We start from the raw sequence: 13,963 nt of genomic DNA, 5'->3' as shown, positions 1-13,963 counted from the left end.
TCGCGAGCAAGCCCGCTCCCACATTGAACCGCATGCCTTCAGCGCTATTTCCTGGCTGGCAACAGCTTCAACGTACCTCGGGTATTCGCCGTCACTTCCTCATCGCTGAAATGCGCCTGCTCATACCCGCCTTCGATGTAGGTTTGCGCCTGGTCGTCATAGTGCGAGTCAAACGGCACGCCGCTTTGCCCCACCGGGTTGATGGTCAGGGCGTGAGCGGGGTCGGCGAAGTCGATCAGGCGGCGCGTCGATGGGCCGTATGTCACTGGCCAGGGTGCCGGGCCGATCATAGCGGATTGGTTGTTCGGCACTTCGTGGGTGCCGGGGGCGGGGAAGGGACCGACGTTGAAGAGCTTGTCCAACGGCTTCTGCATGCCCAGCGGGTGGCCGTGGGTCAGGGTGTGCGCCTTGCCCCACTGCCACTGCGTCGGGTCGTCGCCGAACGTGGCTTTCAGATGCGCCAGGCTGTTGTCCCACGCCAGTTTGACCGTGTTGGCGCGCTTGCCGTCCCACCAGGGCGAGTCCGCTGAGGCGGCCAGGCGCGGCAGCGCCGCATCGATCACCCGCGTGGTGAGCAGGGACTTGAACATCGCGTCGCCCAGTTTGGGGTGAAAGGCCGCGTCGGTGAGGTTGAACAGGAACTGGTTGAACAGCGTGGCGCTGGTGGAGTCCAGTGGGTAGTCACCCTTCCAGCTCGCAAGCTGCTCCACCAGTTTCAACTGCGCCGGGTCTTTGACCACCTCACGCAGCACCGGCAACAGCGGCGCCAGCAAGCGTGGGCCATAAGCGGTGGTAGTGCCCAGTTGCAGGGCCTGGCTGTTATTGACGTCCCACTTCACGCTTTTGTCGCTCAACTGCGTGTTCAACTGCTGGCCACGGTCGGCCAGGTTGTAATAGCCCGGTATTTCCATGCCAGTGGGCGACACCGGCTGGGCATTTGCCGACACCACATAACCACGCGCCGGGTTTTCTTCCTGGGGGTTGGCGCTGAACGGGTAAAAGCCCAGTTTGTCGGCCTGGGCGGTGCTGCCGTCGAGGATAAAGCCGGGGTTGACCCCCGTCGGGCGGATCGGCAACTGCGCCGCCGCCCACCAGCCGATATCACCCTTGGCGTTCGCCCACACGATATTCAGCCCCGGCGCCGACACCATCGCCGCTGCCGCGCGTGCCTTGGCCAGCGTGTCGGCGCGGTTAAGTTGGTAGAAGCCTTCGAGGATCGGGTTTTCGGTGTCGAGGAATGCCCACCACATCGCGATCGGTGTGTTGCCGGCGTTCTCGCCGAGTACGTCATTGATGATCGGGCCGTGGGGCGAGCGACGCAGGGTGAGTATCACCGGGTCTTGGCCTTTGACCGCAATCTGCTGCTCGCTGCTGGTCATGTCGACCCATTGGCCGTGATACCAGACCTGGTTGGGGTTGTCCGGGTTGACCTTTTCGGCGATCAAGTCGAGGTCATCGTTCTGGAACATGGTCAGGCTCCAGCCGAAATCCAGGTTGTGGCCCAGGAACGCCACCGGCACCAGCGCGTTGTGATAACCGTAGAGCTCAAAGCCCGGCGCCGAGAGCTGCGCTTCGTACCATACCGATGGCACCGAGAAGCGGATATGCGGGTCGCCCGCCAGTAACGGCTTGCCACTTTGGGTGCGGCTGCCGCTGATGGCCCAGGCGTTGCTGCCCTCGAACTGCGGCAAGCCGTTGTCGGCCAAGGCCTGATCGCTCAGAGAGGCGATGGCACCCAGGGTGTTCCAGTCGCTGGCGGCCAGGTTCAGCGCGCCTTTGGGTTGCCAGTCCAGGTCAAAGACTTTCAGGTAATCGCTGCCCAACTGGTCGCGGACGTACGTCAGCAGCGGCTCGGTACGAAACGCGGCGGCAAAACTGTAGGCCATGTACCCGGCGACGCTGATGGTGTCCTCGGCGGTAAACGGCCGCTTGGGGATGCCCAGTACGTCGAATTCCATGGGGCTGGCGTGGCTGTCCTGATATTGGTTGATGCCGTCCAGATAGGCTTGCAAGGCCTTCCACGCCTTGGAGTCGTGGTCAATGTGTTCCACGTAACTCAAGGCCCGCTCACGGATGCGCAGGCTGCGGAACAGCTTGTCGGTCTCCAGCACTTTTGGCCCCAGCACCTCGGCCAGTTCGCCTCGTGCCAGGCGCCGCATGATCTCCATCTGGAACAGCCGGTCCTGAGCGTGAACGTAGCCTAAGGCGCGATACAGGTCGGTCTCGTTCTCGGCGCGGATGTGCGGCACGCCACGGTCGTCGTAACGCACCGTGACCGTGCCTTGCAGGTTGGCCAGTGTTTCGGTGCCCTGGCGAGTGGGCTGCTTGCTGTAGACATACCAGCCGGCGCCGGCCATGAGGGCGGCAATCAGGATGGCGAGTACGGTCAGGCTGCGTTTCATGGACGGTCCTTGGTCATTCACCTTTCAGGTCAGCGGAGTCTAATAGGTTTGGCGCGGGCTGCGGGAAATGCTGATGTGCCCTGCCGACAGCCGAGGTTCAAGTGGAGAACACCCCGAAGAGGCTATTATTCCACCTGTCATCTTTGAGCTTTTTGTCATGACTTGCGCCACGCAACCACTGCCAGACTCCAGCCGCCCCGAGGCTACGTATGCGTGCTGCCTGGAAGGGCAATCGCTGATCGGGCGCTTTTTGCAGCACCCGCCAGTGGGTTTCGACGTGCGCCTGTCCGAACAGGGCCTGCCGTACTTCTTCACGCCCTTTGACCTGCTGACCACCGCCGATGATGAGTTCGTGAACCGTGTGCGGGGTTGGCCGGGGTATGGTTTCTGGCATTCGTGGCTGCGTATCGACAGCTGTTTTGTCGGCACCACGGTCAGCGAATACTCGCCGTTCCCCCAAGGCGTGTCGCCGCAGGACCTTGCGCAGTGGCTGCAACATGAGTGTGCGCCGCAGCGCAAACTCACCGTGATCAAAGACGTGCCGTGCAACTCGCCGCTGCTCAGCGACGCGGACAACCGCTACGCGCACGACCTGATCGATGACTGCACCCGGCGCGGCTTCATCAGCCTGGAAGGCCAGGCGCTGGCGTATGTACCGATCAACTTCACCACTATCGACGAGTACCTGGCGCGCTTGTCTCACAGCCGTCGGCGCAATATCCGACGCAAATTGCGCAGTCGTGAAGCGCTGCGCGTGGAAGTCCTGGACACCGGCGATGCACGCTTCAACGATGATGCCTGGCTGGCGCACTTATACGCGCTGTACAGGGCGGTCTACGACCAAAGCGAGATCCATTTTGACCTGCTCACGCCGGAGTTTTTCAGCAGCCTATTGAAGGACGCCGCCAGCAACGGGCGAGTGTTCTGCTACTGGCACTGCGACGAATTGATCGGCTACAACCTCTGCTACGTGGAGGGCGACAAGCTGCTCGACAAGTACATCGGCCTCAACTACCCGCAGGCGCTGGAGTTCAACCTGTACTTCGTCAGTTGGTTTGTAAACCTGGAGTACGCAGTCGCCAACGGCCTGAAGTTTTACGTGGCCGGCTGGACCGACCCGCAGGTCAAGGCCAGCCTCGGCGCCGACTTCACCTTCACCCGCCACCTGGTCTGGGTGCGCAATCCGCTGTTGCGCAAGCTGGGCAATCGATTCCGCCATCACTTTGAAAGCGATGCCCAGTGGCAACAGGAGCACACCTCATGAGCCAGGATCGACCACCGCTGATTCTGGATTTCGATGGCGCCGTCAGTGACATACCCGGCGCTATCACTTTGCCGTTGCAGGCCTGGCAGGAAAAAATCCGCTTTGGCTGCCGGTGGGCGCAGTTCAAAGAGCTGGAGACCGCTCTGCAGGCGCAAATGCCCGGCGACTACGGCTGTGTGTTTACCGGCAGTGGCGATTATCACCACCTCAGCCAATTGCTGTTGAACCGACTGCCCACGCAGCAGAAGTTTCAACTGATCATTTGCGACAACCACCCGGACAACATGCGTTACCCGTTCGGCATTCACTGCGGTTCGTGGGTCTATTGGGCCAGCCGTTTGCCGCAAATCGAGCATGTGCATGTGCTGGGCATTGGCTCGCAGGACATCGGCCTGGGCCACGCCTGGGAGAATCACTGGTCGCCGCTGCTCAAGCGCAAATTGACCTACTGGAATATCAACGTCGACACGCGCTGGATGAACTGGGTCGGCGCCGGCCGCAGCAATCGCGCGTTCACTCATCCGGATGAATTGATGCGCGCGTTCCTGGCGCAGTTTGACCGTTCGCTGCCGGTGTACCTGTCCATCGACAAAGACGTGCTCAGCCCCGATGTGGTGAACACCAACTGGGACCAGGGTGAATTCCTCGAGCAGCATTTGAATGACCTGATCAGCGCCTGCCAGGGCCAGATCATCGGCGCGGACGTCACCGGCGATGTGTCGGCCTACCACTATGAAAGCAAGTTCAAGCGCTGGTTGAGTGCCTCCGATGGCCAGGAACAACTGCCCGAAGCGCAGGTGCAAATCTGGCAACAGCAGCAGAACGAGCTGAACAGCCGTTTGGTGGCGCGTATCAATCAGGGCTGGCGACGATAGCTTTTAGCTGGGCCAGTATTTGCTCGAAGAGAGCGTCCGTCAGCCAGTGGCTGTTGCTGATCGACAGCGTGCGAGTGGCGAAGGCTTGGGCCTGGGTCATGTCGCTGCCAGGCTGTAACAGCGGGGCCACGGCCGGGTAGTCCGGCAAGGTGTGAATAAACAGGCGGGTCACACCCAGCCCTGAGGTCCACAGCTGCGTCATCGCCGCATCACGCATGTGTGCCGACGGCATCATCACCATCAGAAACGGCCAGGTGCCTTGCTGCCCCGGCCGGTCCATCACGACTGAGACACCGGGCAAGGCATTCAAGCGTGCGGCGCGGTGCAGTGCCCGGTTGCGGCCTTGTTGCAGGTGATCGGGCAAACGAGCCAGCGCGGCGGCGCCGACCTTCTGGCGATAGGCGCCCAGGCGGTGTAGCGGGATGTCATCGACCGAAAAGTCGTCGCCCACGGCGGCCACTTCATCGCCTTGCGCCAGCGCCGCGCGCAACCCTTTGCCGTACACGTAGTACAAACCGCGCGGCTGATAGGCCAGGGCGTAACCCCACAGTTCAGCGGTGCGTTGCAGCTCCCAGCGCAGGCTGAACGGCAGGTCCTGCTGGCATTGCCGGTGCAGCGCCTGATGCAGCACCGGGTCGCGGCTGAACAGCACGCCGCCTTCGGCCGTGGTCAGGCCTTTACCCAGCGCCATGCTGAAAAAGCCCACGTCGCCTTTGAGCCCGACGCTGTGGCCATCGTCGAGTGCGCCCATCGCTTGCGCGGCGTCTTCGATGACCGCCGCACCGACTGAGTCAGCAATGCGTTTGGCGGTGTCGACATCTGCCACGCGCCCCGCCAAGTGGGTGACCACCACGGCCAGTGTGCTTTCATCGCACAGCTGCTGGAGTTGCTGTTCGTCCAGGTCAATGCCGCCCGGTTGCAAATCACAGGGCACCACCCGCAACGGCGGGCAGTAATGCGCAGCCAGTGCCACCAACGGGCAGGTGTAGGCCGGCACGATGAGCCGGGTGCGGCCGGGCATGCGCTGCTGCAAGGTGCGCAGCGCGATGATCAACGCCGCCGTGCCGGAGCAGGGCAGCGCCGGCTTTGGAATCGAGAATTGGCGGGCCAGCGAATCGGCCAGGTCTACTGAGCAACCGAGCAAATCCCACCAGCGCAAAGGGAGCCCTGCGGTCGGCGGAATTTCCCATTGGCGGGTCATGACACCGGGGCCTGCGCCGGCTCGACCTCGACCGGTTTGCTCTCTTTGTCTTCGCTGCGCGCCAGGCACAGAATGCCCGCAATAATCAGCGCACCGCCGATGATTTTAGGCAGGGTCAAGGTGTCATCGAACAGCCAGACAGAGATCAGCGTCACACTGATCAGCTCCAAGTGCGAGGCCGCAAACGCCGGGCCCACCGGTGCGTATTTGAGCAGCGTCATCCAGGTGAAGAACGCGCCGATATAGCCCACAAAGGCGCCGTAGATCCACGGCGCGCCAAATACGCGAACCAGCCAGGCGGCGTCCATGGTCAGCGGCTCGGCATGCACCGAGGCGAACTTGAAGCTGACCTGCGCCAAGGTGTCGAAAATGATCAGCGCGAGAAAACCCAGGATATAAAAGCGTTTCATCATTCAAACCCTACGACTGTCACACCACAGGCGATCAGCATGATGCCGATCAGGCGCCATTTGCTCAGACTCTCTTTGAACAGGAACCGTCCGGCAATCATGATCACGACAATATTGATCGAGCCCAGCATCACGCCCACCGACAGCGGCACCAGGGTCAGGAACGCCAGCCACAACACGAATTCGAAGACGTAGCAGATCACCCCCAGCCAGATCCACGGCCGCTTGAGCATGTGCTTCCAGTGGGCAATGCCATCATGCTCGGCGCTGGCCGAAGCGGCGGCTTTAAAGGCCAACTGGCCGGACGTGTCAACGATAACGTTGAGCATCCAGAGGATGATGGTTAACTGGCTCATGTATTCCTACGCTTACAATCTCACTGAAAACGTACGATACAGCAGCGCAATGATCGGGTGATTGGAGTTTGTCGGTTGAACAGGCTGTGTTCAGTTTGGGGTAGGGCTACGCGTTGCATGACGTGCTAGCCGCGACTGGCCACCATAGTTGGAATCAGTATGTTATCTCGAGCGGATCGGGCGGTTTTAGGCGTAATCAATAGGGCACAAGGCCCAGCATTGATCTGGGCGTTGTCAGCTGCTGTATTAAGGTTTATTCAAACGAATATTTTTTCTCAGTGATAAACGTCGGCTCTTTCCAGTTGGGGCCTTTGAGTGTGTGCCCATTGGCGTCTTTTGCCAGCTTTCCTTCAGCCAATAATCGTTTGTAAGTTGGCAGAAGCTGGCCGGTTGAGATGACGTCAAAGTTAAATTGAACGTAAAGCCTATCTATGCTTGGATAAGGGGTGTTGGGGGCAAATGCCAGTAATACATCTTCAACGCTTTCAGTTTGGATGACGTGTTCGATAGATGACATTAGAGGCCTCCATTGTATTTTTGCTGTTCGGCCTTGATGTAGGCTTCGTTGGCTTCTGAAGTATATAAAGGTTGATTTTTCTCGTTGATTTTAAAGTCTTCTAGCGTTGCAGTATGCGCGTCATTCCATATGGTCTCATCCACGATATGATCAGGTGTGCCTAAAGCACGGTAGCGTTCCAGTTCTCTGATTTCATGAGTGTAGAATCTCTTGTCTACATCTGTAATAGAAATTTCACCACGTAACGCTCTCTCTAATCGGTCGATCATAACCGCGTTGTCAGCAGACGGGCCGAATCGCTGCGTATGCAACTTGACTAACTCAATACCTTCTTGAGTAACCGATGCTGTCGTCCAGTCCAGGTTCAAGATTGGCCCCCCTGTATTACCAGAGTTATAGGGTCTGCCACTATGCTTGCCTCTTGTCGTTGCCCCATCATAAGGAGAGCTGAATACTGCGTAGATTGGCGCAATACCCGACCCCGCAGGAAACACATAAATTGCATCTCGTATATCCAGCGGGTCAACCGCTGGCAGCACTTCGGTCGTCGCCGTGATCGGTGTCAACGTAACACCTGAATAGACAGGCACATCCATTGGTTGGGCGGGGGATGTGGTCGAGCTGTTGCCGGGTGCCGCAATGGGAAACACCAGTGTTCGGGGTGGTGTGTCGGCTGAGGTGAAGGTGTAGGCGTTGAGCGAAGGGTCCAGTGTCAGCGCCCTTACGGCGACCTTTGCTGCAGCTCGATCGCCGACAGGGGTTGCGATCAGGGAGTACTGGGTGCGGTCTCCGTAAATACGATACGGCATATCCACAGTCCCGCCAGCGGCGGCGATTTCCGGTAGGTTGCCCGGCAGTTGCGGTGCCAATCCTGCGGCAGGAATGCTCATTGCCGTTGGGTAAAGGTCGCTGTTACCCAATGCCGGTGAATACAACAGTAAGCCAATGCCCACTCCTGTTGCCCGGTCCAGTACGGTCGCGGCAAGCCCTCTCAGGGCCTGGATCGCCGCTTGAATGGCTGTATCCAGCGTTAGCGAAGAGCCAGCCGTCAATGCAATTGAGCCTGCTGTGGTACTGAGTTGCGCACCTACCGGCAGCGCGGAAACCCTGAACGTGTTTGCCGCCCGGAGGGTCTGTGCCTGCGCTAAAAGTTGAGCTTGCTCGGCAGCTTCAGCAGCCTTGGCCTGTTCGACTTGAGCCGTCAGCCACGCGATCTGTTGCGTCAGGTACGTGATTTCATCATTCAGGAGTTTGGCAGCATAGGCGGCGTGTAAGGAGTTTTGCCAATTTTGGAAGTTTTTGTCTGGGTTGGCAAAAATCATGCTGTCGGAGATAGCGATTCTCATGAAGTCGCTGACGCGCCGGCTAAAGAAGTTGGAGCGGTAATAGCTGTTTGCAGTGGCTATCTGCGTTGTTATCGCTGCTGATTTTTCAGCAAGCAGTGTTTCTCTGATTGATCGTTCCTGATTTAACGCCTCGATAGCCGTTAAGGCAGTAGTCACCATCTTTTCCCTGATGGCAGAAAGACTGTCATCTATGGATGTGGCCAGAGCCCCCAGTCTGGCTGAATAGAGTGTTTCTTGATTTCTTACTGCGGCCGCGACGAGCGGTGGAAACTTTTCCAGAATGTAGTTACGGGTTGCGGAGCCGATTCTTTGTGCTTCTCGGCTGCCTGAGAAATCGTCATATCCACCTCCGTTATTTGGGCCAAATGTTTGCTCTCTATAAGCAGTTATCCTTGTTTCTCCAAGGAAAACAGTATCTCCGGGTCTATATGGCATTGATGCGTTCCCTCATTTGACGCGCCAGCACGAGCCATTCCATGCTCGTGTATATAAAGTTAGTTGTTCGCTCTTTTAGAGATGAGCATCTGCACTCTAGTGCAGCCAAGTTGTGAGTGCATCGAGTAATTGTGTGGAGGCGTTTCTATTAACTTTCGTGCTTAGGCAGAGGCGGGGGAAGAGTTAGTGGATGAATGACCGGTTGCGTTAAGTCTTAGGGGGCAGAGGGCGCCGAACGCCACTCGCAATAGCAGCCCACGGCCAACGTATGGGTGGCATCGACCTCACGCCCGGCCTCGAGGGCTTGCAGGATCGGCTCGATGAAGCTGTTGCTGGAATTGCACGTGAGCCCCTCGCTGTAGGGCCCGAAATACGCAAGTTTGCCGCTTCGATCCCAGATTCCGACGGCAGGCGTGGCCGGTATCTGCTCGGCACCGGACAGGGCGTGGAGGGTTTTCATTTTGCGCAGGTTGTCGGGCAGTTGGCCGTGGCTGCCGGCCTTTTGCAGGGCGTAGAACTCTACGCCCTGGGGCGCGTAGTGCTCGATCAACTCGCCCAGGTGTTGCTGGTTGCCGACATTGCACGGGCAGGCCGGGTCCCAGAAGTGCACCAGGCGGATCGGGCCGGGGCCTGAGAGTTCGGCGGGCAGGCGCAGCGCGTCGCCGGAGAAGACCGCCGTGTGTTCGCTGAATGCACGCAGGTAGCGGCCCTGGAACCAGTCATACGCCGCCCACAGCACGCCGGCGCAGATGACCAGGATCAGGCTGGCGAACAGGGCGGAACGGTAGGGCTGTCGCATTCAGATCAATCCTCGAAGGTCGCGTAGCTTGCCATGCTTGTCCTGACAGATGAATATCACCGCTCGATATTCATCTTCACCGTCAGTCTGGAACCCTTTATGCCTGTGAGCTTTGACCCCGATCATCTGCGCGAAAGCTTGCGGCCACTTGTGGATGCGCAACCGCTCAGCGCCGAGGCGCGGGTCTACCAGCGTTTCTACGGGCTGGACCTGGCCGCGCGCAAGGTACCGGCGGTGAGCCGCCTGGGGCGTTTCGATGTGGATGGCTTCCAAGTGGTGGCGCAGGTGTGGTGGCCACCCCAGCCCGTGGCGACGATGTTCATGTTCCACGGTTTCTACGACCATATGGGACTGTACCGCCATGTGGTGGACTGGGCGCTGGACCAGGGCTGTGTGGTGATTGCCTGCGATCTGCCCGGCCATGGCCTGTCGAGCGGCGCGCGCGCCAGCATCGATGATTTTGCGGTGTACCAGGACGTGGTGCAGGCGCTGTTTGCCCAGGCCACGGCGCTGCAACTGCCGCAGCCCTGGCATCTGTTCGGGCAAAGCACCGGCGGTGCAGTGGTGGTGGACCATGTGCTCCATCACGGCGCCGACAGCCCGGCGCAGGGCAAGACCTTCCTGCTGTCACCCTTGGTGCGTCCGCGTGCGTGGGGTTGGTCGCAGGTCAGTTATTACTTGCTGCGGCCCTTCGTCAAAGGCATCGCGCGGCGGTTCAGCGAGAACACCCACGACCCTGCGTTCAAACCGTTCCTGGAAGCTGACCCGCTGCAGCCGCGCCACTTGCCGACTGCCTGGGTGGGCGCACTGGCACGCTGGATCAAACGCATCGAAGCCGCACCGCGTAGTCCACGACGGCCGGTGATTGTGCAGGGTGAGGAAGACATGACGGTGGACTGGCAGCACAACCTGCAAGTGCTGCGGGGCAAGTTTGATCAGCCTGAAGTGTTGATGATCCCGCGTGGCAGGCATCATTTGGCGAATGAGATTGCGGAGATTCGTGAGGCATACTTCCGTTATTTGACGGACCACCTGAAGTAACACCATCCAAATGTGGGAGCGGGCTTGCTCGCGAATGCGGAGTGTCAGTCAACTAATTTGCTAACTGACACACTGCATTCGCGAGCAAGCCCGCTCCCACATTGGTTACTGCGACAGGCTGGAAGTGCTCTGGCCGACGGCAAGTCCTGCGCGAATGGCCGCCAGCGCCGCCTTGTAATACGCCCGACCCTCCGGCGACTCCGCGAACGTGGCGAATTCCTCCAGCTCCGGGTCAGACAAATCCCGATAGACATACAACAGCGTGTTGTTCAGGTCATTGCCGATCTGCTGCATCAGCCGCTCACGCTGTCCATTCAACATGCCTTGAGCCTGACCGCCGCCCAACAGGCCCGGAATCATCTGGCTCAAGCTGTCGGCGGCCACACCGGCAATCGCCAGGCTGACTTCCGCACCGGCTTCACGGGCAGGCAGGGCCTGGGCCAGGTGGCCGATGATCAGGCTGCGGGTGGCATCGGCCTCGATGTGCGGCAGGCCTTGGGCGTTTTTCGCCAACTGGTCGCGGCGCGTGGCCAGCAACTCGGCGGCGACAATCTTGCGGCCCAATGGTGATTGGAAAAACGCCAGGGCGGGCTTCGGGTCCGCCAGGTTTTTGCGCAATTGCGCCTCGGCACGCTGGTCCACGGCCTGGGCGGCAAAGCGTTTATTGCTGTTGTCCACCAGTGCCTGGTACACCGCCGGCGGCAGGCTGTTGCGGTAGCGTTGCTGAGCGGCACTCAGAGCGTCATTGAAATGCGCACGCTGTTCAGCCCAGCCGGCGACCTTGTACAACTGGTCATGGCCGTCTGCCCAAGCGGGCAAAACGCAGAACATCAGCACGGAAAAAAACAAACGACGCATATGGACTCCTGTCAGTCGGCCACTATTGTCCGTGTCGGGCGTAGGATTTGTCGAGAAATCCTATCGGTCACCTGACTAAAGTGTATTCAGACGCTCGGCGGCTCTGTCAGATTCACAGGCGTATGGATACTATGCGCGCCATGCAAATACCCCTCGATCATCCCCTGCTGCAACGCATTGTCGACGACCTGGCCGAAAAAGGCTGGTCGCAGCAGAACGGCTTCCTGCCCCAGGCTCTGACCCTGGAACTGGCGGCTGAGTGCCGTAAACGTGCGGCGGAGGGGGAATTGGCACCCGCAGCTGTAGGACGCGGGCCGGCTCAGGAGATTCGCGAGGGCATTCGCGGTGACCATATCCAGTGGTTGGAAGAGGGTGATGCAGCGGTCTGCGAGACCTACATGGGCGTAATGGACAGCCTGCGGTCGGCCATGAACCGCGGGCTGTTCCTAGGCCTGGAAGATTTCGAAAGCCACTTTGCGATGTACCCGCCGGGTGCGTTTTACCTCAAGCATCTGGACCGTTTTCGCGACGATGACCGGCGCATGGTCTCGGCGGTGGTCTACTTGAACGACGCCTGGCTGCCCGAGCATGGCGGCCAGCTGCGCATGTACCTCAAGGGCGGCGTCGAATACGACGTGGTGCCCACCGGCGGTAGCCTGGTGGTGTTCCTGTCCGGGGAGGTGCCCCACGAAGTCCTGCCCGCCACGCGCGAACGCCTGTCCCTGACCGGCTGGTTTCGCCGGCGGGGTAACGAGCCGTTTTAAACATGGAAAAGATTCTGATCAGTCGCTGCCTGCTCGGGCACAAAGTGCGCTACGACGGCGGCGCCAGCGGCCCGTTCGATCAATTGGCGGCGTGGCAGGCTGAAGGCCGTGTGGTTGCGATCTGCCCGGAAGTGTCTGGCGGTTTGCCGACGCCCCGGCCCTCTGCCGAAATCCCGGGCGGGCAGGGCATCGATGTGTGGGAGGGCCGTGCCCAGGTGCTGACCGCTGAGGGTGAAGACTTCAGCGCCGCCTTTCTCGATGGCGCCCGCCAAGCCCTGGCGCTGGTGCAACGCCACAATATCCGTGTCGCCGTTCTCAAGGCCAATAGCCCGTCCTGCGGCAACGTGCTGACCTATGACGGCACGTTCACTGGCGTAAAGGTCAGCGGCGAAGGCGTGACGGCGGCGTTGCTCAAGCGCCACGGGGTGTTGGTGTTCAGCGAGCTGGAGTTGCCTGAGGCAGCTGCGGCCTTGGCCCGACTCGCAACCCTCACCTGAATCAACATGTGGGAGCGGGATTGCTCGCGAAGGCGTTATGTCGGTCACCGTTTCGGGTACTGACACTCCGTCTTCGCGGGCAAGCCCGCTCCCACAATTGATCTAGGGTGTCTTGAGGACCGGTGTGTCGCCTTCAAACCACTTCTGCGTCAGCGCCTTCAAGCGACCATCCGCCTTCACCTGCTGCAGCGCCTTGTCCAGGCTGTTTTTGAACGCCGGGTTGCCCTTTTGGAATGGAATGGCCAGCTCAGGTGTTTCCTTGTAGGGATCGCTGAAATCGAAACGATCCTGCAGCTCGGCAGTCATAGCGATATGGTTGATGGCTACGTCGTACTTGCCGGTTTCAACGCCTGGCAGCATGTCGGCGTCATCGGTGGTGATGAATGAGGGGCGTACATCCATTTCCTTCGCCAACTGCTCGCCCAGTTCCACTTCAAAGCCGGTGAGCTTGTCGCCGTCCTTGAAGTTGAACGGCGGCGTGTTGGCCTCCAGGGCGATGCGCAGTTCGCCACGATCAAACACATCATCAATCAATTCGGCGTGAGCCAATGGGCTCAGAAGGGGCAGCAAAAGTACAAGGCCAGGCGAAAAGCGCATGGTCGCTCCTGATGAATTCGTCTACGCGAGGGGCCGTTCAGCATCGCTTTGCTATGGTGTTGAGTGCCTTGGACAGCAATTTGTCGCGAAGTTGTCATAACCCTACAGATTTCATAGAAAAACTGGAGAAGCGAATGAAAGCCTTTTTGTCCCGTGCCACCCTGGCCAGCGTTCTGCTGGGTGCTTCGATGTTGGCTACCGCTGCTGACGGTATCCCACGCAGTGCGCCGCCTGAAGGCGCCAAAGTCTTTATCGTGTCGCCAAAAGACGGCGCCACTGTCGATAAAACCTTCACCGTCAAATTCGGCATGGAAGGCCTGAAACTGGCCCCGGCCACCAGCCAGGACCCAGGCACCGGCCACCACCACCTGCTGATTGACCAGAAAGAGCTGCCTGACGCCAGCGTGCCGATCCCGGCCACCGACACCGTGATCCACTACGGCAAGGCCCAGACCGAAACCGAGCTGACCCTCACCCCTGGCAAGCACACCTTGCAGCTGGTAGCCGGCGACAAACTGCACATGCAGTTCAACCCGACTGTAGCCTCGAAAGTCATCACGGTTAACGTCAAGTAAGATTTGTTCAGATGTGAAAAAGGGAG

General features: G+C 59.7%; 15 protein-coding genes. 6 read left to right on the top strand and 9 right to left on the bottom strand.

What is annotated here, in order from left to right; all coding sequences use genetic code 11:
* Positions 1–44: 44 nt before the first annotated feature.
* A complete protein-coding gene (locus AC19YS_RS06900; RefSeq protein WP_179676507.1) occupies positions 45–2,402 on the bottom strand; it encodes a penicillin acylase family protein in 2,358 nt (785 codons plus the stop codon).
* Positions 2,403–2,559: 157 nt separating this feature from the next.
* On the opposite strand from AC19YS_RS06900, the gene AC19YS_RS06895 reads away from it, so the two are divergent.
* Together AC19YS_RS06895 and AC19YS_RS06890 are read left to right on the top strand one after the other, a co-directional pair.
* Positions 2,560–3,666, top strand: a complete 1,107-nt coding sequence (locus AC19YS_RS06895) for a GNAT family N-acetyltransferase (RefSeq protein ID WP_200622305.1) — start codon at positions 2,560–2,562, stop codon at positions 3,664–3,666.
* On the top strand, positions 3,663–4,541 hold the full coding sequence (locus tag AC19YS_RS06890) for a hypothetical protein (protein ID WP_200622303.1): 879 nt from the start codon (positions 3,663–3,665) through the stop codon (positions 4,539–4,541). Before AC19YS_RS06895 ends, AC19YS_RS06890 begins: the two co-directional genes overlap by 4 nt.
* Here the strand turns inward: AC19YS_RS06890 and AC19YS_RS06885 are convergent.
* From AC19YS_RS06885 to AC19YS_RS06860, 6 genes are all read right to left on the bottom strand, one after another.
* Positions 4,519–5,742 carry a DegT/DnrJ/EryC1/StrS family aminotransferase gene (locus AC19YS_RS06885; RefSeq protein ID WP_500601294.1) on the bottom strand — a complete coding sequence of 408 codons (1,224 nt, stop codon included), beginning with the start codon at positions 5,740–5,742 and terminating at the stop codon, positions 4,519–4,521. The genes AC19YS_RS06890 and AC19YS_RS06885 overlap by 23 nt on opposite strands.
* Positions 5,739–6,152: a DMT family transporter gene (locus AC19YS_RS06880; RefSeq protein ID WP_124418694.1), complete on the bottom strand. Its 414-nt coding sequence runs from the start codon at positions 6,150–6,152 to the stop codon at positions 5,739–5,741. The genes AC19YS_RS06885 and AC19YS_RS06880 overlap by 4 nt, the downstream gene beginning before the upstream one ends.
* Positions 6,152–6,508, bottom strand: a complete 357-nt coding sequence (locus tag AC19YS_RS06875) for an EamA family transporter (protein WP_065902270.1) — start codon at positions 6,506–6,508, stop codon at positions 6,152–6,154. The genes AC19YS_RS06880 and AC19YS_RS06875 overlap by 1 nt, the downstream gene beginning before the upstream one ends.
* 253 nt (positions 6,509–6,761) lie before the next feature.
* A complete protein-coding gene (locus AC19YS_RS06870; RefSeq protein WP_200622299.1) occupies positions 6,762–7,025 on the bottom strand; it encodes an immunity protein in 264 nt (87 codons plus the stop codon).
* Positions 7,025–8,806: an S-type pyocin domain-containing protein gene (locus tag AC19YS_RS06865; protein ID WP_500601292.1), complete on the bottom strand. Its 1,782-nt coding sequence runs from the start codon at positions 8,804–8,806 to the stop codon at positions 7,025–7,027. Before AC19YS_RS06865 ends, AC19YS_RS06870 begins: the two co-directional genes overlap by 1 nt.
* 214 nt (positions 8,807–9,020) lie before the next feature.
* A complete protein-coding gene (locus tag AC19YS_RS06860) occupies positions 9,021–9,605 on the bottom strand; it encodes a DUF6436 domain-containing protein (RefSeq protein ID WP_169367796.1) in 585 nt (194 codons plus the stop codon).
* Between the two features lie 99 nt (positions 9,606–9,704).
* Here AC19YS_RS06860 and bipL point away from each other — a divergent pair, with 99 nt between their 5' ends.
* Entirely contained in the window at positions 9,705–10,646 is a 942-nt protein-coding gene (gene bipL / locus AC19YS_RS06855) for a phospholipase BipL (protein WP_500601494.1), read from the top strand.
* A gap of 105 nt (positions 10,647–10,751) precedes the next feature.
* Here bipL and AC19YS_RS06850 read toward each other — a convergent pair whose 3' ends face one another.
* Positions 10,752–11,504 (bottom strand): DUF2059 domain-containing protein, encoded by a 753-nt coding sequence (locus tag AC19YS_RS06850; protein WP_106575734.1) that lies wholly within the window; start codon positions 11,502–11,504, stop codon positions 10,752–10,754.
* Positions 11,505–11,635: 131 nt separating this feature from the next.
* On the opposite strand from AC19YS_RS06850, the gene AC19YS_RS06845 reads away from it, so the two are divergent.
* Entirely contained in the window at positions 11,636–12,268 is a 633-nt protein-coding gene (locus tag AC19YS_RS06845; protein WP_106575733.1) for a 2OG-Fe(II) oxygenase, read from the top strand.
* Between the two features lie 2 nt (positions 12,269–12,270).
* Entirely contained in the window at positions 12,271–12,765 is a 495-nt protein-coding gene (locus AC19YS_RS06840; RefSeq protein WP_200622287.1) for a 2-thiouracil desulfurase family protein, read from the top strand.
* Positions 12,766–12,867: 102 nt separating this feature from the next.
* Here the strand turns inward: AC19YS_RS06840 and AC19YS_RS06835 are convergent, their stop codons facing one another.
* The gene (locus AC19YS_RS06835) at positions 12,868–13,362 is read right to left on the bottom strand and encodes a transporter substrate-binding domain-containing protein (protein WP_145157845.1); all 495 of its coding nucleotides are present in this window, start codon (positions 13,360–13,362) and stop codon (positions 12,868–12,870) included.
* Between the two features lie 134 nt (positions 13,363–13,496).
* On the opposite strand from AC19YS_RS06835, the gene AC19YS_RS06830 reads away from it, so the two are divergent.
* On the top strand, positions 13,497–13,937 hold the full coding sequence (locus tag AC19YS_RS06830; RefSeq protein ID WP_106575730.1) for a DUF4399 domain-containing protein: 441 nt from the start codon (positions 13,497–13,499) through the stop codon (positions 13,935–13,937).
* Positions 13,938–13,963: the final 26 nt, after the last annotated feature.

It is taken from the genome of Pseudomonas sp. MF08831 (assembly GCF_059862645.1).
This window is presented reverse-complemented; position numbering and strand designations above follow the sequence as displayed.